This is a genomic window from Allosphingosinicella deserti (genome assembly GCF_003012735.1).
GTDB lineage: Bacteria > Pseudomonadota > Alphaproteobacteria > Sphingomonadales > Sphingomonadaceae > Allosphingosinicella > Allosphingosinicella deserti.
The window spans coordinates 161,859-181,075 of sequence record NZ_PXYI01000008.1 but is presented as its reverse complement, the minus strand read 5'-3'; the positions used below and the strand labels follow the sequence as shown (position 1 = coordinate 181,075).

The 19,217-nt window shown below is 66.2% G+C and carries 14 protein-coding genes; 12 read left to right on the top strand and 2 right to left on the bottom strand.

Translation table 11 applies throughout. The annotated features are described in order from the left end of the window. Window positions 1-24 precede the first annotated feature (24 nt). Window positions 25-294, bottom strand: coding sequence for a DUF6894 family protein (locus tag C7I55_RS29505; RefSeq protein ID WP_408640624.1), 270 nt, complete (start codon window positions 292-294; stop codon window positions 25-27). Between the two features lie 132 nt (window positions 295-426). On the opposite strand from C7I55_RS29505, the gene C7I55_RS21720 reads away from it, so the two are divergent. The 3 genes from C7I55_RS21720 (at window position 427) to C7I55_RS21710 (ending at window position 3,237) form a co-directional block, all read left to right on the top strand. Further along, a complete protein-coding gene (locus tag C7I55_RS21720; protein WP_106515202.1) occupies window positions 427-1,431 on the top strand; it encodes an alpha/beta fold hydrolase in 1,005 nt (334 codons plus the stop codon). Window positions 1,432-1,752: 321 nt separating this feature from the next. Next, complete coding sequence (locus C7I55_RS21715) at window positions 1,753-2,754, top strand: sensor histidine kinase (protein ID WP_233222345.1); 1,002 nt, start codon at window positions 1,753-1,755, stop codon at window positions 2,752-2,754. A 117-nt stretch (window positions 2,755-2,871) separates the two neighbouring features. Further along, on the top strand, window positions 2,872-3,237 hold the full coding sequence (locus C7I55_RS21710) for a response regulator (RefSeq protein WP_199192998.1): 366 nt from the start codon (window positions 2,872-2,874) through the stop codon (window positions 3,235-3,237). 98 nt (window positions 3,238-3,335) lie between these two features. Here the strand turns inward: C7I55_RS21710 and C7I55_RS21705 are convergent, their stop codons facing one another. Continuing rightward, entirely contained in the window at window positions 3,336-3,725 is a 390-nt protein-coding gene (locus C7I55_RS21705; RefSeq protein ID WP_199192996.1) for a response regulator, read from the bottom strand. A 438-nt stretch (window positions 3,726-4,163) separates the two neighbouring features. Here C7I55_RS21705 and C7I55_RS21700 point away from each other — a divergent pair, with 438 nt between their 5' ends. The 9 genes from C7I55_RS21700 to C7I55_RS21660 all read left to right on the top strand — a co-directional run bounded on the left by C7I55_RS21700 (window position 4,164) and on the right by C7I55_RS21660 (window position 19,214). After that, the gene (locus C7I55_RS21700) at window positions 4,164-5,009 is read left to right on the top strand and encodes a TorF family putative porin (RefSeq protein WP_106515122.1); all 846 of its coding nucleotides are present in this window, start codon (window positions 4,164-4,166) and stop codon (window positions 5,007-5,009) included. Between the two features lie 103 nt (window positions 5,010-5,112). Next, window positions 5,113-5,202 carry a K(+)-transporting ATPase subunit F gene (gene kdpF / locus C7I55_RS21695; protein WP_106515121.1) on the top strand — a complete coding sequence of 30 codons (90 nt, stop codon included), beginning with the start codon at window positions 5,113-5,115 and terminating at the stop codon, window positions 5,200-5,202. A gap of 14 nt (window positions 5,203-5,216) precedes the next feature. Continuing rightward, window positions 5,217-6,920, top strand: a complete 1,704-nt coding sequence (kdpA, locus tag C7I55_RS21690) for a potassium-transporting ATPase subunit KdpA (protein ID WP_106515120.1) — start codon at window positions 5,217-5,219, stop codon at window positions 6,918-6,920. An 11-nt stretch (window positions 6,921-6,931) separates the two neighbouring features. Then, on the top strand, window positions 6,932-8,962 hold the full coding sequence (gene kdpB, locus C7I55_RS21685) for a potassium-transporting ATPase subunit KdpB (RefSeq protein WP_106515119.1): 2,031 nt from the start codon (window positions 6,932-6,934) through the stop codon (window positions 8,960-8,962). An 11-nt stretch (window positions 8,963-8,973) separates the two neighbouring features. Next, the gene (gene kdpC, locus C7I55_RS21680; RefSeq protein WP_106515118.1) at window positions 8,974-9,540 is read left to right on the top strand and encodes a potassium-transporting ATPase subunit KdpC; all 567 of its coding nucleotides are present in this window, start codon (window positions 8,974-8,976) and stop codon (window positions 9,538-9,540) included. Continuing rightward, window positions 9,537-12,203: a sensor histidine kinase gene (locus C7I55_RS21675; protein ID WP_106515117.1), complete on the top strand. Its 2,667-nt coding sequence runs from the start codon at window positions 9,537-9,539 to the stop codon at window positions 12,201-12,203. Before kdpC ends, C7I55_RS21675 begins: the two co-directional genes overlap by 4 nt. Next, entirely contained in the window at window positions 12,200-12,889 is a 690-nt protein-coding gene (locus C7I55_RS21670; protein ID WP_106515116.1) for a response regulator, read from the top strand. Before C7I55_RS21675 ends, C7I55_RS21670 begins: the two co-directional genes overlap by 4 nt. A gap of 509 nt (window positions 12,890-13,398) precedes the next feature. Further along, window positions 13,399-15,945: an alkaline phosphatase D family protein gene (locus C7I55_RS21665; RefSeq protein ID WP_106515115.1), complete on the top strand. Its 2,547-nt coding sequence runs from the start codon at window positions 13,399-13,401 to the stop codon at window positions 15,943-15,945. Next, complete coding sequence (locus tag C7I55_RS21660; RefSeq protein ID WP_106515114.1) at window positions 15,945-19,214, top strand: DUF6603 domain-containing protein; 3,270 nt, start codon at window positions 15,945-15,947, stop codon at window positions 19,212-19,214. Before C7I55_RS21665 ends, C7I55_RS21660 begins: the two co-directional genes overlap by 1 nt. Window positions 19,215-19,217 lie beyond the last annotated feature (3 nt).

The following is a 19,217-nucleotide window of genomic DNA, read 5'->3' as shown; positions in this document are numbered from 1 at the left end:
ACATTTGTTAGGAAGGTTCGCGTGTCACCGGGGCGCTGTGCGGTCTGCTGCCATTATTGACTCCGGACTTGAACTGCCCCGCTGAAAGGAAGCCCCAATAGGATCGCGCCGTCCTCGTCGCGAACTTCTATGCTGCACCCAAGGCAGAGACGGCCCCGGGAGATCTCGGCGCACATGGTCGCGCGCGCCGCGGATCGCACCTGCGCGCACGGCCGCGAGACCGGGAAGCTCCGTGCCCTCCTCATCTTCGAAGAAGGCGCCGCATTCGTGCAGGTGGAAGTGATAGCCGGCCATGAAAGCCAATGCGCCCCGGCCGAGAAATTCCCGCCGAGGAACATGGGTTATGGAGTTCGGGCGCAACCATTGTGCACTGCAGCACGTTCGGTTGTTGAGTATCTCCAGGCTCGATCCTTCCGAAAGACATTCATGACCAATGCCCAGATTCGTGGCCACGGCCGCACGCCGACCTCAAAACCCAGCGCGGGTGCGCTTTGGAAATGGGGTGCCGGCGCCGCAGGTGCGGCGCTGGCGGCAGGCACTGCAGCGTACAACATGGCGCGCACGCGCCGCGCCGACGACGCGAATCCGCCGCTGGGCAGCTTCATCGAGGTCGACGGCGTGCGTCTCCACTATGTCGAGCAGGGCAGCGGCCCACTGATCGTGCTCCTGCACGGCAATGGCATGATGGTTCAGGATTGGCAGGCGTCCGGCGTGTTCGATGCCCTTGCACGGACCAACCGCGTGCTCGCCTTCGATCGCCCGGGTTTCGGCTGGAGCGAACGCCCGAGGAGCGTGATCTGGACGCCGGCGGCGCAAGCGCGCCTGATCGCGGCGGCCCTGTCGCAGCGGGGCGATCGGGACGCGACGATCGTCGGCCACAGTTTCGGGACTTTGGTCGCTCTGGAGCTTGGCTTGAACCATCCGGGGACGGCGCGTTCGCTGGTGCTGATCAGCGGCTATTATCATCCTTCCGTCCGCGCCGATGTCGCCTTTGCCGCTCCGCCGGCTATTCCCGTGCTCGGTGACGCCATCCGCTACACGGTGTCGCCGCTGCTCGGCGCAGCGATGCGGCGCGGCATGGAGACACAGATGTTCGCGCCCGGCGCGGTGACGCAGGGGTGGAAAACCGACTTCCCATTCGAGATGACGCTGCGGCCTTCGCAGATCCGCGCGGCCGCTGCCGACGCCGCGCTGATGATTCCGGCAGCGGCATCTTTCGCCTCGCGGCTCGGCAGCCTCGACCTGCCTGTCAGCCTCATTGCGGGTGACGGCGACAAGATCGTGAGCACCGCAGACCAGTCGGTACGCCTTGCGCGCGAGCTCGGCCCGGCGGAGCTTCTGATCGTCGAAGGGGCCGGGCACATGGTGCACCACACGGCTCCGGCGGAAGTGGTGGCTGCCATCCTGGCGGCGTCAACGCGTACGCCGTAACGGCTTCGCCCTTCTCGCTGAGGCCACAACGCTGGCGCCGAGCGCGGACAACGTGATCTCGGGGCTGGTTCGGAGCCGCTCCGATCGAGCGCCGGGCAACAGCCCTGAACCTTTAGCGAAGTGATCGACTGTTTCGAACCGTAACAAGCGTAATGCCCACGAAAGCCCGAACCGGCCTGCGCCCGATCCGCTGTCCCATCGGTCTTGATCGAGGGGCGTCCGTCAGCCGGCGCTGTCCTAAGGTTTTCGAGAATTGGACTGGCGTTTAGGCCGGGCTCCGCCCAAGACCTCGCTTTCGGTGCATGGCATAGGAGCCGCGACGTGTTCGCAGGAGACTCCCCGCTTCAGGTCTGGGGCCCTGATCATCTGCGGCTCGCGGTCGATGCAGCCTGCGTGTCCTTGTGGTCGTGGAACCTGGCGGACGACAGGTTTGCAATGGACGAGCGCGCTTTCGGTTTGTGGGGAATGCAATGGGCGGAGGCGGTGACCTTCGCCGACCTTTCCACGCACATCCATCCGGCCGATCGCGATCGCGTGCAGGCGGCCTTTACGGCCACACGATCCGTGCCCGGCCCGTACGAAATCGATTTTCGGATCATGGTCGGTGACGACATCCGCTGGATCTCGGCACGCGGGCAGGCCGCCGAACTGGACGCGCCGGAGGCTCCGATGTTCGGAATATTCCTGGACGTCACCGGCAGAAAGCAGGCCGAAGAGGGTAACGAATTGCTGGCGGGCGAGATGAGCCACCGGGTCAAGAACCTGCTGGCGATCGCAACCGGGCTCACCCAGATCACCTCTCGTTCGGCCGAATCCGTGGAAGAGATGACAGGGCAGCTTACCCGGCGGCTGATCTCGCTCGGGCGCGCCCATGATCTGGTCCGGCCATTGCCCGGCGAGCAGGGAAAGGCCGCTCTGCTCGGCGATCTGATGGCGGTGCTGCTGTCGCCCTACGAGGACACCGGAGCGTTTTCGGGCCGGATCCGAGTTGCCGTGCCGCGCATGGGCGTCGGTGAGGCGACCGCGACCACTCTTGCGATGGTCGTGCATGAGCTCGCCACCAATTCCGTCAAGCACGGCGCCTTGTCCGCTTCGACAGGATCGCTGGACGTCAGCGGCCGCACCGAGGACGGTGAGGTGCACGTCACATGGGCCGAGACGGGCGGCCCCGAACTCAAGCGCGAACCCGAAATGGCCGGGTTCGGCAGCAGGATGATCCAGCGGAGCGTCGCCTCGCAACTGGCGGGATCCCTGACCTACGATTGGCAGTCATCGGGCCTGGTTGCCACATTGGTGATGCGGCAAGACCGCATGGGGCGATAAGAAGCAGGTGCCGGATCGTCCCGTCACGCCATGGCCATGCGGCAAGGATTGCAAGCCGGCTTGCCTGGCCCGGCAAGAAGCCGGACGGGTTGGACGACGGATAGATGGAGCTTAGCGGTGGGCAGATGCATCATGGTGGTAGAGGACGAGCCGCTGGTGCGAATGCTGCTCGCCGACCATTTGCGGGAAGAACAGTTCGAAGTCGCCGAAGCGGCGGACGCGGACGAAGCGGTTCGCCTGTTGATGGAGTTGCCGGCGGTTGCCGCAGTCATCTCCGACGTCAGAATGCCGGGCAGCATGAACGGGTTGGAGCTTGCCGAGCGGATCGCCTCGACCTGGCCGCTCGTGAAAGTCATCCTCACATCCGGTTACCTGGCCACGGAAGACAATCGTCTGCCGGCGACGGCCACGTTCGTCCCCAAGCCCTACCAGGCGGAGCAGATTTCCGCCTTGCTCCGCAATCGGCTCGCAGACAGCCGGTGAGAACGCTTGGGGGAAGAGTCGACACGCCGGATGTGCCGCAAGTCGTTGGCGCCCCCGAGTCCACTCGCCGGTCGGTTCATCGAGCAGCCCGGCGCGGGCTAAGCTGGCTGCTGCTGCCGTTGATTCAAGAGCGTCGACAGTGCGGCGATCAGCTGCGACGACGCGAACGGTTTCTGGAGCATGATGCTGTCGGGGACCCCCTTGAGCTTATGGTCATGGGCATTGTCACCTGAAATATAAAGGATCGGGAGGGTCGGCATCCGCGCACGTGCATGGCGCGCGACGGCCCAGCCATCTGCGCCGCCGCCAAGCCTGATGTCGGTAATCAGCCCGGACAACTCGGCATGATCCGAGTCGAGCGCCGCGATCGCCTCCGCAGCGGCCAGTGCGTGGTGAACGGAAAAGCCGACCTCTTCCAGCGTGTCTTGCAGGATCATCGCAACGAGAGGCTCGTCTTCGGCCAATAAAAGTCGGTTCCGTTGATTCACGCGATGCTCCCGAAGGCTGGATTGGGAGCCGCCAAAACGATCTCTCAGCGCGGGCAAGCCTTGCAGGCGGGCGATAGAAGAGTGGTTAGCACAAATGGTAGGTGAACCCAGCATCATATCAGAAGGGACGGAGTGGTCGAAGCTCGACTCCGCGCAGAGGGTGTTTCCGTGGGCCGACAGCGGTGCGGAGTTGCAGATCCTATCTTCCTGCGCCTCGTGCGCAAATCGGATGCAACGCCACGATTGCCTTCCGTTGCGCCGACCGCGCCAGGCGGCGCAGTTACGCCGGCAAACCGGCCGACAGGCGATCCAAAATACTATGCAAAAACTACGGAGATCCCGCACTGCCAATCTCGATACCCAACGCCCTTCAAGCCTAATTGATAGCCCTCACCGCGCGCCGGCCTGTTGCAAGGCGCCGATCCGGGGGGATGTCAGATGCCTGTTGTGCGTGTTTCGTTCACTTTCCTGCTTGCCGCAATGGCCGCGCCTGCCTTCGCGCAGGGCGACGCGCCCGACGACCGGTTTGCCGTCACCGGATCGGCCGCGATCCTTTCCGATTATCGCCTGCGCGGCGTCTCTCAGACGGACAAGCAGATGGCGGTGCAGGGCGGAGTGACGCTCGCCCATGACAGCGGAATCTACGCGGGCGCCTGGGGCTCGAACCTTTCCGGCTGGGGTACGTTCGGCGGCGCCAACATGGAGTTCGATCTGATCGGCGGATACCGGCGTACGCTTGGCGCGAACGGCTCGATCGACGTCGGTGCGACCTGGTACATGTATCCGGGCGGGGCCGACGAGAGCGACTATGCCGAGCCCTATGCGAAGCTGTCGGGTACGCGCGGCCCGATCAGCCTGCTGGCCGGTATCGCCTATGCCCCGCCACAGCAGGCGCTCGGGCGCTGGTACAAGACCGGGGCATCCGCCGGTGCCGGCATGTATGACGATCCCGGCGACAAGGAAGACAATCTCTATCTCTGGGGCGACGGCACGCTGAAACTCGCCGGCACGCCGTTCATCGTCAAGGCGCATGTCGGCCGGTCCGAGGGCAATCCTGGCCTCGGCCCGAACGCGACCAGCGCCGCCCCGACAGGTACCTACTGGGACTGGTCGCTCGGGGTCGATGCGGGCTGGAAGAACCTTACGTTCACCCTCTCCTACGTCGATACCGACATCGGCCGGCGCGAGGCGGCCTTGCTCCAGCCGAGCTTCAGCCGCGATCAGGACGGGACAGGATCGATCGCCGATCCGACACTCGTCGCCTCCCTCACCGCAAACTTCTGAGGACACAATCATGGAAGATCTGTTCTGGCTCGCGGGCCTGCTTGGCCTCGCTGCGCTGACACTTGCCTACGTCCGCCTCGTCGATCAGGCCTGAGGTGACGCGATGACACTCGATCTCTGGCTTGCCGCGATCACCGCGATCGGGCTTCTCGCCTACCTGTTGGCGGTTCTCGTCCGCCCCGAACGCTTCTGAAAGGAGCGGACATCATGACCATTCAGGGCTGGATCCTGATCCTCGCCTTCACCGGCATCCTGCTGGCGCTGGCCAAGCCGATGGGGCTGTGGCTGTTCGCGCTCTACGAAGGCCGCCGCACCCCGGTCCACGCCGTTTTCGCCCCCGTCGAGCGCGGTTTCTATCGCCTGTCGGGAATCGATCCCGCGGCCGAGCAGGGGTGGCGACGCTACGCCGTTCACATGCTCGTGTTCAACATCGCCCTCGCCTTGTGCACTTATGCCTTGCTGCGCCTGCAGAACGTGCTGCCCGGCAATCCGCAGGCCTTTCGGGCGGTCGCGCCGCCTCTCGCGTTCAACACGGCGATCAGCTTCACGGCCAACACGAATTGGCAGAGCTATGCGGGGGAATCGACGATGTCGAACCTCAGCCAGATGCTTGCGCTTACGCTCCACAACTTCCTGTCGGCCGCGACGGGTATCGCCCTGGCTTTCGCGCTGTTCCGGGGCTTCGCCCGCCGCTCCGCCGGGACGATCGGCAATTTCTGGGCGGATGTCACCCGCATCACCCTCTATCTCCTGCTGCCGCTCTCCATCGCACTCGCCGTCTTCTACATGGCGAGCGGCGTGCCGCAGACGCTTGCCGGCAGCATCGACGCGGCGACACTCGAGGGCGGGCGGCAGACGATCGCCCTCGGCCCCGTCGCCTCGCAGGAGGCGATCAAGCTGCTCGGCACCAATGGCGGCGGCTTCTTCAACGCCAATTCGGCTCACCCGTTCGAAAATCCCACGGCGCTGACCAATTTCGTACAGATGGTCTCGATCCTGGTCATCGGGCTCGGGCTTGCCTTCGCATTCGGAAAGGCTGTCGGCAACACGCGGCAGGGCTGGGCGATCCTCGCCGCGATGACGATCCTGTTCCTGGCCGGTACGGGCCTCACCTATTGGGCGGAAGCGGCCGGCAATCCGATCCTCCACCAATTGGGTGTGCCGGGCGGCAACATGGAGGGCAAGGAGGTTCGCTTCGGCATTGCCGCGTCGGCGCTCTACGCCGTCGTCACCACCGCCGCCTCGTGCGGCGCGGTCAACGCGATGCACGACAGCTTCACCGCGCTCGGCGGGCTGGTGCCGTTGTTCAACATGCAACTGGGCGAGGTCGTGATCGGCGGCGTCGGCGCCGGCATATACGGCTTCCTGCTGTTCGCCATCCTGGCGGTGTTCGTCGCCGGGCTGATGGTCGGCCGCACGCCCGAATATGTCGGGAAGAAGATCGAAGCGCGGGAGGTGAAGCTGGCCGTGCTCGCGATCGCGATCCTGCCGCTGATCATCCTAAGTTTCACGGCTTTGGCGTCGGTCACCGCCGCCGGGCTCGCCGGGCCGCTCAACAAGGGCCCGCACGGCTTCTCCGAAATCCTCTACGCCTTCACCAGCGCGGTCGCCAACAACGGCTCGGCCTTCGCCGGCCTCTCCGCCAACACGCCCTTCTACAACGGCCTGCTCGGTATCGCGATGTGGATCGGGCGCTTCTTCATCATCGTGCCGATGCTAGCGATCGCCGGCAGCCTCGCGGCAAAGACATATACACCGGCCGGGGCGGGATCCTTTCCGACCACCGGCGGCCTCTGGATCGGCCTGCTGGTCGGGATCATCCTGATCCTGGGCGGCCTCACCTTCCTGCCGAGCCTCGCGCTCGGTCCCATCGCCGATCATCTCGCGATGATCCACGGCCAGCTTTCCTGAGGAGGGGCGATATGACGCGCGCCACCACGAAGTCCCTGTTCACCGCCGACCTGCTGCTTCCCGCGGTCGGCGGCGCCTTCCGCAAGCTCCATCCCCGGGCGCTGATCCGCAATCCGGTAATGTTCGTCACCGCCTGCGTCGCCTCGCTGCTCCTCGTCCTGCTCGTTGCGGGCAGCGATACGCTGGCCATCGGCTTCAAGCTCCAGCTCGTCCTGTGGCTGTGGCTGGCGGTGCTGTTCGGCACCTTTGCGGAGGCGTTGGCCGAAGGGCGCGGCAAGGCGCAGGCGGCGAGCCTGCGCGCGACCAAGGCGGAGCTCACCGCGCGCAGGATCCGCAACGGCGGCAGCGAGCAGGTCGCCGCCAGCCAGCTGCGCGCCGCCGATGTCGTGCTGGTCGGAACCGGCGAACTTATCCCCGCCGACGGCGAGGTGATCGAGGGCATCGCCAGCGTTAACGAAGCGGCGATCACCGGGGAGAGCGCGCCAGTCATACGGGAGGCCGGCGGCGATCGCTCGGCGGTCACCGCCGGCACGCGGGTGATCTCCGACGAGATCAAGGTCCGGATCACCGTCGATCCCGGCCAAGGCTTCCTCGACCGGATGATCGCGCTCGTCGAAGGCGCCGAGCGGCAGAAGACCCCGAACGAGATCGCGCTCACCATCCTGCTTGTCGGCCTGACCATCATCTTCCTGATCGCGGTCGCGACCGTTCCGGCCTTCGCCACTTATGCCGGCGGCACCATCCCGGTCGCGGTCCTTGCCGCGCTGCTGATCACCCTCATTCCAACCACGATCGCGGCCTTGCTATCGGCGATCGGGATTGCCGGCATGGACCGGCTGGTGCGCTTCAACGTCCTGGCCAAATCCGGACGTGCGGTGGAGGCGGCCGGCGATATCGACGTGCTGCTGCTCGACAAGACCGGCACGATCACCATCGGCGACCGCCAAGCGGCGGAGTTCCGCACCGTCTCCGGCATCGGCAGCGAGGAGCTGGCCGAAACCGCTTTGCTCGCCAGCCTCGCCGACGAGACTCCGGAAGGGCGCTCAATCGTCCTGCTCGCCCGCGAGCGCTTCGGGATTGCGCGGAACCGCCTGCCGGACGGCGCCGAGGTGATCCCGTTCACCGCCCAGACCCGGCTTTCGGGTGTCCGGATCGGCGATACGCTGATCCAGAAGGGGGCGGTCGATTCGGTGCTCAAGGCCAATCCGGCGGCAGCGCAAAGTGCCGCCGCGACGGAGCTGCGCCGGATCACCGTTGAGATCGCCCGCGCCGGCGGCACTCCGCTGGCGGTGGCCAAAGACGGTCGCCTGCTCGGCGCGATCCTGCTCAAGGACGTGGTCAAGGCCGGAATTCGCGAGCGGTTCGGTGCGCTGCGGGCGATGGGCATTCGCACGGTGATGATCACCGGCGACAATCCGCTCACCGCCGCCGCGATCGCGGCCGAGGCCGGGGTCGACGATTTCCTCGCCCAGGCGACGCCGGAGGACAAGCTGGCGCTGATCCGCACGGAGCAGCAGGAGGGACGGCTGGTGGCGATGTGCGGCGACGGCACCAACGATGCGCCGGCACTTGCCCAGGCCGATGTCGGGGTGGCGATGAACACCGGCACCCAGGCCGCGCGCGAGGCGGGCAACATGGTCGATCTCGACAGCGATCCGACCAAGCTGATCGAGGTCGTCGGGCTGGGCAAGCAATTGCTGATGACTCGCGGCGCACTCACCACCTTCTCGGTCGCGAACGATGTCGCCAAATATTTCGCGATCATCCCGGCGATGTTCGTCACCCTCTATCCCGGGCTCGGCCTGTTCAACGTCATGGGGCTGGCCACGCCGGAAAGCGCGATCCTCTCGGCGATCATCTTCAACGCACTGATCATTCCCTTGCTGGTGCCGCTGGCGCTGAAGGGCGTCGCCTACACGCCGATGGGCGCGGGGCCCCTGCTCGCCCGCAATCTCGCCCTCTACGGCCTCGGCGGCCTCGTCGCCCCCTTCGCCGGCATCAAGATCATCGACCTGGCCGTGAACGGCCTCGGTCTCGCCTGAGGAGCCTCCACATGGGCCAAGATTTCACCTCTTCGCTACGTCCCGCCTTCGCGATGACGATCCTGTTCGCGCTGCTGCTCGGAATCCTCTATCCGCTCGCCATGACCGGCGTAGGACAGACGATCTTTCCCGATCAGGCCAATGGCAGCCTGGTCCGCGATGCTGGCGGCCGTGTCGTCGGATCGGCCCTGATCGGCCAGGCATTTGCATCGCCCGGTTATTTCCATGGCCGGCCATCCGCGGCCGGGAAGGGATATGACGGGCTTGCATCGTCGGGCTCGAACCTCGGCCCGGCCTCGCAGGCGCTCGCGGATCGGGTTCGGGCCGATGTGGATGCGGGCCGAAGCCCGACACCGGCGGATCTCGTCACCGCCAGCGCCTCCGGCCTGGACCCGCACATCTCCCTGGAAGCGGCTCTCGTCCAGGTCGCGCGGGTCGCGGCGGCCCGCGGCATGCCCGAGGAGCAGGCGAGAGATCTGGTTGAACGCGCGGTGGAGCGCCCAATGCTCGGCTTTCTCGGTACGCCGCACGTGAACGTGCTCGCGGTCAATCGAGCGTTGGACGCCCTTCGCCCTTGAACGACCGCGAGCGCCCCGAGCCCGAAGCCTTTCTGCGCCAGGCCTATCAGGAGGGCCGGGGCCGTCTCAAGATCTTCCTCGGCGCCGCGCCCGGCGTCGGCAAGACCTACGAGATGCTGTCCGAGGGGGCGGCGCGGAAGCTTGCCGGGCTGGACGTGGTCATCGGCATCGTCGAGACTCATGGCCGTGCCGAGACCGAAGCACTAACCGGCACCATCGAGCGGCTGCCGCGCCGCCCGATCGAGTATCTGGGCCGCGTGCTCGACGAGATGGATCTCGACGCGCTGCTCGAGCGCCGCCCCGCTCTCGCTTTGATCGACGAGCTGGCGCACAGCAATGCCCCCGGAAGCCGCCACCCCAAGCGCTATCTGGATGTCGAGGAACTGCTCGCCGCCGGGATCGACGTCTACTCCACGCTCAACATTCAGCATGTCGAGAGCCTCAACGACGTCGTCGCCTCGTTCACGCGGGTGCGGGTGCGCGAAACGGTGCCGGACTCGGTGCTTGAGCAGGCCGAGATCGAAGTCGTGGACATTCCGCCGGACGAGCTGATCGAGCGGCTCCGCGACGGCAAGGTCTATCTGCCGCAAGAAGCGACTCGGGCGCTCGCGCACTTCTTCTCGAAATCGAACCTCTCCGCCTTGCGCGAACTGGCGCTGCGGCGTGCCGCACAGGCGGTCGACGCGCAGATGCTCGACCATTTGCGCGCACACGCGCTGGGTGGCACCTGGGCCGGCGGCGAGCGTATCCTCATCGCCGTCAGCGAGCTTGCCGGCGCCGAGGAACTGGTCCGCGCCGCCAAGCGCATTGCCGATTCGGTCCACGCGCCGTGGACGGCGATCCACGTCGAAACGCCGCGCACGCGCAGTCTGGCGCCGGCCGAGCATCAGCGCATTGCCGATGCGCTCAATCTTGCCGTTCGGCTTGGAGCCACTGTTGCCACGGTTCCCGCACTTTCGGTGATCGACGGCATCAAGCGCTACGCGGCCGACGAACGTGCAACCCAGATCGTCGTCGGCAAATCGGCCCGATCGCGCTGGTTCGAGCTCCGCCACGGCTCCGTCGTCGATCGCCTCGTCCGAGAGACGCCGGGGGTCGCAGTGCATGTCCTGCCAATGGAGCCGTCGCGCGATCGGCCGGCGCGCCGCATCGCGCCGGCCGGCGCTTGGGGCAGCCGCGCCGGCTATGCGTGGACCACTCTGATGATCGCGCTCGTGACCGGCGGCGCGTCGGCCCTGTTCCATATCCTCAGTCTCGGCAATGTCGCCTTGCTCTATCTGCTGCCGGTCATGGCGGCGGCGAGCCTGTTCGGACTTCGCACCGGCCTGTTTGCCGGCCTCGCATCGAGCCTTGCCTATAATTTCTTTTTCCTGCCGCCGACCGGGACGCTCACCGTCAACAATCCCGAGAATGTCGTCTCCATTTTCGTGCTGCTCGGGGTCGCCGTCCTGACCAGTCAACTGACCGCACGCGTGCGCGCCCAGGCGGATCTGGCAGCCGGCAGCGCGCGCACCAATGCGGCTCTGGCAGGGTATCTGCGTCAGCTCACCGCCCTTGCCGATGCCGAAGATCTCGCGAAGGCGGCATGCCTGGAGATCGCGCGCCTCTTCGACGCGCGGGTCGTCCTCCTCGAGCGGACCGCTGCGGGCCTGTCGGTCAAAGCCAGCAGCGCGCCTGGGGACCGGCTGGAGACGATGGAACTCGCCGCCGCGCAATGGGTGATCGACCGCGGCGAACCCGCCGGGCGCGGCACCGGAACGCTCGCGGCCTCGGACTGGCAATTCCAGCCGCTGCGCGCCGGTGACCGAGTGCTCGCGGTGATGGGGATCGCGCGTGACGACAATCGCGATCCGGTCCGTTCCGATCAATTGCCGCTGCTCGCCAGCCTGCTCGATCAAACATCGCTGGCGCTCGAACGGCTACGGCTCGAAGCCGAGATGCGCGACATCGACGCGGTGCGCGAGCGCGACCGGCTGCGGGCCGCCCTGCTGTCGTCGGTCAGCCACGATCTGCGCACTCCGCTGACCTCCATCCTCGCCGCGGCAACCGAGCTCCGCCGGCGACGAGACGATCCATTGCTTGAAACCGTGGAGAGCGAGGCGATGCGGCTGAACCGCTTCGTCGCCAATCTGCTCGACATGGCACGCGTGGAGGCCGGCGCAATCCGGTTGCGGCTGGAACCGGTGGATCTCACCGATGCCGTCGCGGGGGCAGTCCATGACGTGCGCCGATCGCTCGAGAACCATGACATCGTTCTCGATGTTCCACCGAACCTGCCGCTGGTCGAGGTCGATCCGCAGCTTTTCCACCAGATGCTCCTCAATTTGCTCGACAATGCAGGGCGCTACGCGGATCCGCGATCCCCGATCACGATCAGAGCAGCACGGCGTCACGGCACGCTCAGTCTTGCGGTCGTCGACGAGGGGCCGGGCCTGCCCGTAGGGCGCGAAGGCGAGATGTTCGAAACCTTCCGCCGGCTCCAAGGCTCGGATCGTTCGGCCGGCGGCACCGGGCTCGGCCTCGCCATCGTCAAAGGGTTCGCCGAGGCGATGGGCATGTCGGTAGAGGCCGCCAATCGCAGCGACCGCTCGGGAGCGCTGTTCAGCATCCACTTTCCCGAACGCCTGCTGGTGCGCGGATCCGATCAGGGATTGGACGAATGAGCGGACCACGAATCCTTATCGTCGATGACGAACTTCAGATCCGCCGGCTGCTCCAGGCGACCCTGGCGCGCGGAGGTTACCAAGCGCTCGAGGCGACCAATGCCGCAGAAGCGCTCGTTCAGGCGAGAACCTCCGCTCCGGACGCGGTGCTGCTCGATCTTGGGCTACCCGACAGGGACGGCCTCGAAATCGTGCCGTTGCTGCGGAAGGCGGGCAACGCACCTATCCTGGTCATTTCGGCTCGCGACGACACCGATCAGAAGGTCGCCGCGCTGGATCTCGGAGCCGTGGATTACGTGACGAAGCCGTTCGACAGCGAGGAAGTGCTGGCGCGCCTTCGCGCCGCGCTGCGGGAGCGGGTTCTGGCCCAGGGCGCGACAGCCAAGGTTCGCGCCGGGAGCATCGTCATCGATCTTCCCAATCGGATCGTCACCCGCGAAAACGCCGAGATCCACCTCACGCGCAAGGAGTTCGCGGTGCTGGAGCAGCTCGCGCTTCATCCGGGACGGGTGGTCACGCATCAGCGCGTCCTCGCGGCAGCCTGGCCCCATGAACGCGATCATCGCATCGACTATCTGCGGATCGTCGTCCGCAACCTGCGCCAGAAGCTGGAAGACGATCCCGCCCGGCCGGCAATCCTCGTCAACGAACTCGGCATCGGTTACCGGCTGATGGCAGACACCTGATCCACCCGGCTCGCGGGGCCCGAAGCCTGCGCAAGAACGACGGAACACCCGTGCTCCCTCCAACGGAACCGTGCAGAATCGTTCGACGATGCTCGTGTGCCACAGAGTGCTCCCGTCGAAGCCACCGTTGCGGTCACTGCCGAGCGTATCGAGCGCGGCATTGAATGGGTGGCGGTTGATGACCGCCCTGCGCACCAGCACTCGATTCGGCGATCCATAGTAAATCGATTCAGACCTTCAAACCTCATAAGTATTATCAGAAAGCAACTTGACACTTCGTAGGTTAGAAGGACGACACCCGCCTATTAACCCGAAAATCGCGACTAAACCTCAAGATCCTGCGACCAACCCGGATACCCGTGCCTTGCCCGGCTCGACTGCGCCCCGCAGACTTACACGGACGACGAGAATGACGTCTTCCGGTTCGATCGTGGACTGGGGCTTCGATCGTCCTCAGTTGCGGGAATGCGGCACGTATCCGTGCCGTTACCGAGCGGGAGCGTGGGTCTATGTCGCTTACTTCGCTGGCAAATCGGCTGGAGGGTCTTCCGCTCGTGCTGTGCGGTCCGATCCTGCGCCGCACCGACGACCTGTCCGTCACGGTGTGGGTCGCCCTTCGAAGGGCACGCGTGGTTCGGCTGGAAGTGTTCGAGGAAAAGCCTGGCGGCGGCTGGGGCGCGACGATCCTTTCGGCCGAGGCCAACACGGTTCGCGTCGGCGAGCACCTGCACATCCTCGCCATTACCGCGCGCGGCGGAAAGCTCTCCTGGGGTCGTCGCTATGGGTACAATCTCGATTTCGCGCAATTTCCCGGATCGGCCACCGACACTGCGGGCGTTGGCGATCTGTTCGTTCCGGCGACCGACAACCGGTCCGGGGTCGTCGCACGCACCTTCGAGGACGCTCGGGCAGGACTGACCTACTGGCCGGACGGCCCGGACCGGCCAAGCTTCACTCTGCCGCCGGACGCCGCGGCGCTCGGCGGAGGCCACCCGCTGGAAGGCCTGCGGATCTTCCACGGATCGTGTCGCAAGGCCCATGGCGAAGGGGAGGATGCCTTGCCGATCCTCGACGACGTCATCCACGCTTCGATGCAGCCGGAAGCCGCCGATCCGCGCCCGCACATGCTGCTGCTGACGGGCGACCAGATCTACGCCGACGACGTTGCCGACGCCCTTCTGGCCTTGCTGATCGACGCAGGCAGGACCTTGTTGCAATGGCCCGTCGAGGCGGAGAACGAGACGCTGCCCGGGCCGGGATTCCGCTCGGAGTTCGCAAAAGTGATCGGCCTCACCGCCATGTTCGGCCCCGGCGGCGGGACGGCGGCCAAGAGCCACCTGATGCGATTCAGCGAATTCGCGGCCATGTACTTGTTCGCCTGGTCCGACGTGCTGTGGCCAGAGCCGAAGGCGATTCCGCAACTGGACGAGGTCTTTGCCGACTTGCCGCCAGAGGGGCGGAAAGAGCTGGCCGCGGACTTCGGCACGGAGGTCGCTCAACTGGTAGGCTATCGCGCCGCGCTTCCGAAGGTGCGCAGGGCGATGGCCAACACGCCCGTCTACATGATCTTCGACGATCACGAGGTCACCGACGACTGGAATCTGACCAGCGGCTGGGAACGCGAAGTCTACCAGCACGAAAATGTCGGTGGGCGCCGGCACGTGCTCAACGGCCTGCTTGCTTATGCCCTGTTCCAAGGCTGGGGGAACACCCCCGAGCAATTCGACCGCGACAAAGTCGCGGCCCCGGGCGCGAGACTGCTTGCCGCCGTCAATCTCTGGATGGGCGCGCGAGACGATCACGAGACCGCCATCTCAGCCTGCCTCAATGTGCCGACCTATCACGGTGCCAAGCGCGCGAAGGGCGAGGATCATGCGAACATCCTCCGCTGGCATTACGACATCCAGACGCCTGGCTTCCAATGCCTGGTGCTCGACACGCGGACGATGCGGGGATTTCCGCGCGGGCCCGACGATCCGCCCGATCTCCTGGATAGGCAAGGCTTCGAGCGTCAGATCCAGAATGCCCCCTTGCCCAAGGTTCCTGCCGATATGACGATGGTCGTGGCGACGACCAATGTCGTGAGTGAGCCGCTCACCGAGATGATCGTCGAGCTCAGCGGCGAACTCAGATCGGTGTTTTCCGACACCGGGGACGCCTGGACGGGCCAGAGCGCCGCCACGGAACGGCTGCTCGTCGAACTCGCCAACCGCAATGCGACCGGCCCGGAGCCGCTGCGCCGGGCGCATTTCGCGATCGCCACGGGTGACATCCATTACGGCTTTGCCGTGCGCGGCCAATATTGGGCGCCGCGCGGCGGCTACCGGCCCGCCGGCGCCAAATGGCCGGACGGAGTGCCGCTGGAAGTGGTGTTTGCGGAGTTCACCGCCAGCTCGTTCCACAACCAGGCGTCCAAGACCGAGATGCTCCACCATTTCGCCTTTGGGGCCGGGTTCGACGAGCAGAACCTCAAGCGCCTGATGAGCGCCTCCTGGCTTGGTTGGAGGATGCCGCCGAAGCCTTCCGAGATCGAGATCAAGGCGGAGAATCCTTCGCTCATCGAGTGGCTGAATCCGTTTCCGAAGTTGGCATTGGCTTTCACCGCCCTGCGCCACCGACGCATCAGCGCTCGGGCAAAGCTCCTCTCCAGCAGACCCGCTTTGCTGCAGCTCGACGAGCTTCCCGATGGCTCGGTGATCCGGAGGCCCCCTGACTGGATCTACCGGCTCGATTTCATGAAGGATGAGACACCGATGCTGCTGGAGCAGGTGGTTCAGCCCGCCACCGGCGCCGACCAGGCCCGTGCCGAGCAGGCGAAGTCGCTGGCCGCCGCGCACCGAACTTACGCGGAGCACGGTGCCGGCCGGATCGTCGTCGGCCGCAACAATATCGGCGAGATCCGCTTCGACTGGGACGAGGACGACAAGGCGATGGTGCAGAGGCTGTGGTGGCGGCTGAAGCGCGGCGAACCGGCCCGGCCGCTCACCAAGTACCGCGTACCGTTCGGGTTCCAGATCCCCGCTTTTCCGAAGCCAAGCTATCCGGGTGCGCAGTGATGGAGGCCAATTTCCAGAAGGCCCTCCTCCAGGAGATCGCGCGCCTGTTCGAGCCGCTGGCCAAGGCGGCCCGCAGCCCAGGCTACCGGGAATCCCTGTTCGCGGAGCTGGGGTGGAACCTGGCGGCGCTGCCCGATATCGAGCAAGACCTGCTGCAGAAGCTGGCCGTGTTCGAGCAAGCCTACCGCACGCTCTTCGATGTCATCGCGCATCCGCCCGAGACGCTGCCGGAGCTCAAGGCCGTCTTCGCCCGGCTGAAGCCGGTCATCGCCGCGGCCAAATCGCTGAAGGGCGCCTTCGACGCGGTCAAGCCGGTCGCCCCCTATCTGGACGACCTGCTGGAGGAGCTGCTGCACAAGCTGTTGCTGCTCTATCTCGCGCAGCGACCGGCGCTGTACAAGGCCGCGAGGCTGCTGACCCTGATCGAGACGGCGGCGCAGTTCCAGCCCTCCGAGCAGATCCGCAACGGCGACGGCGAAATCATCATTGCGCCGCACCAGCCGACCCGCGTACGTGCCGACCGGCTCGGCGCGCTGTTCCGTGATCCGATCGGTGTGCTGAGCGCTTACTATCGGACGGACCATCTCGAAACCGTGGAGGATGCGGGCACCGCTTCGGACCTGCTTCTCCCCGCCGTGGCGAGCCTGCTCGACGAGTTCGGCGTCACCTCCGTCTATGGCGTGGCGCCCGGAACCGAGATCAGTCTCGGCTCCGCCGATCCAAGCCTGATCCGGCGCATGCTTACACTCACGGCGCGCAAGCTCCTCGACGAGGCCGGAGCGGAATTGGGCGCGTCGCTTCTTCTGCTTTCGAAGGCCGAGGGCGGACCAGCTTTGGCGGTCGTGCCCCAGGGCGTCGCCAGCCTCGCAACCGAGCTGCCGGGCTGGAGCCTCGACCTCAAGGCCGCAGGCGACGCCGGTGCCTTCATCATCGGGTCGGAAGGGGTCGCTTTCTCGGACGACGGCACGAAGCTCGGGGTGACGGCCAAGCTTCTCAAAACCAGCGAAGACGAGGACAAGGCGCTGCGGATCGGAAGTGCCACGGGCACGCGTCTGGAAGTCGGCCAGCTGTCGGTCAGCGCCGGATTCGCGGTCGGCACGGGCGAGGACGTGGAGCTGTTGCTGGCGGCGGACGCCGGCACCGCCACCTTCGTGCTCTGCGCCGGCGACGGAGACGGGTTCCTGCAGACCGTGTTGCCGGACGAGATCCGCATTCCCTTTGCGCTTGGTGCCGAATGGTCGCGCTCGCGCGGGCTGAGGCTGAAGGGCGGTGCGGGCCTCGAGCTTGCGCTGACGGTCAAGCGCTCGCTCGGGGGCGTGCTCGACATCGACACGCTCAATTTCGGCATGCGCGCGGACGCCACCGACGGGTTGCTGTTCAGGGCCTCGCTCAGCGCGACCGTCCATATCGGGCCGGTCGCCGCGACGGTGGAGCAGATCGGCGTCGAGGCGCGGCTGACCCCGACCGCGAAGGGCGAAGCCGGGGCGCTCGGCCCGATGGATTTCGAGATCGGCTTCAAGCCCCCTTCGGGTGTCGGGCTGACGATCGCGGCAGGGCCGGTCACCGGCGGCGGCTATCTGTTCTTCGACCCCGACAATGCGCACTATGCCGGCGCGCTGCAGCTCGAACTGGGCGGCAAGATCGCACTTGGCGCGGTCGGCCTGCTCACCACCCGGATGCCGGACGGCGGCAAGGGATTCTCGCTGTTCGTACTGATCTCGGCCGAATTCCCGCCGATGCAGCTGGGCTATGGCTTCACGCTCAACGGCGTCGGCGGCCTGATCGGAGTCAACCGGACGGCCAATGCGGATGTGCTGCGCGCGGGCATCCGCACCGGCGCGCTCGGTTCGATACTGTTTCCCAAGGATCCGGCGAAGAACGCTGCCCAGATCATCTCCAACCTCAACGCCGCCTTCCCGGCCGCGAAAGACCGGGTGCTCATCGGCCCGATGGCCAAGCTCGGCTGGGGCACGCCGCAAATCCTGAGCCTGGATCTGGGCCTGATCCTCGATGTGCCGTCGCCGGTACGGCTGATGCTGCTCGGCCGCCTGCGCGCGATCCTGCCGAGCGAGGATAAGCCGCTTGTGCGGCTGCAGATGGACGCTCTGGGTGTCCTCGACTTCGACAAGCAGCAGGTCTCGCTCGACGCGACGCTCTACGATTCCAAGCTGCTGGAGTTCGCGCTCACCGGCGACATGGCGTTAAGGGCGGGCTGGGGCTCCGAGCCCCACTTCCTGCTCGCGGTCGGCGGCTTCAATCCGCGCTACAGGCCCCCGGCCGCCTTTCCGCGACTGAACCGCGTCGCGCTCAGCCTCGAGAAAGGCTCCAGCCTCAAGCTTCGCCTAGAAACCTATCTGGCGCTCACCTCCAACACCGCGCAATTCGGCGCCCGGGTGGATCTCCAGGTCCAGGCGGCGGGCTTCACCGTCGACGCCTACCTCTATTTCGACGCCCTCTTCCAGTTCGCGCCGTTCGCATTCGTGGTCGATATCGGGGCGATGGCGGCCCTCAAGTACAAGGGGCGCAATCTGGTCGGCGTAAAGTTCGACATGAGCCTCAGCGGGCCAACCCCATGGCATGCCCGCGGCAAGGCCTCGATCGAGATCCTGTTCTTCGACGTCACGGTCGAGTTCGATCACGTATTCGGCCGGCGCGAGACGCCGCAGACGCCTCCGGTGAGCCATATCCGTCGGCTGCTGCTGGAGGCGCTGAGCGATCCACGCAGCTGGAGCGCCGTTGCGGCCGGCCATCCGCTGGTGCGGCTGCGCGACCCTGGCCCGGGCGAGGTCGCACTGCTGCTGCATCCGCTGGGAAGCCTGAGTGTCAGCCAGCGCGTCGCGCCCCTGGGCGAGCACATTTCCCGCTTCGGCAACACCGTTCCGGCGGATGGCGGTCGCTACACGATCGCCGTCGCCGGACCGGACAATGCTCCGCTGGACGAACGGATCACGGTTGCGGACTTGGAGGACAGCTTCGCGCCTGCGCAGTTCCGCGAGATGAGCGACAGCGAGAAGCTGTCCGCGCCAGCTTTCAAGTCGATGCAGTCCGGCCTGATCCTGGCATGCGAGGAGGTCGCGGCGCCCTACGACCCCGCCCTCGATCTCGACATGGACTTCGAGACGGTCGTCTACCGCACGCGCACCGGACCACCCGATGCGCACCTCCCCGCCACCGCTTTCTCCGCGCGGCTCCTGCACGCCGCCGCGGGCGCGAGCGCCGCGGCCAAGGCGCGCGGCCGAGTCTCTTCCGCGCTGGTCGCGGCGGCCTGAACG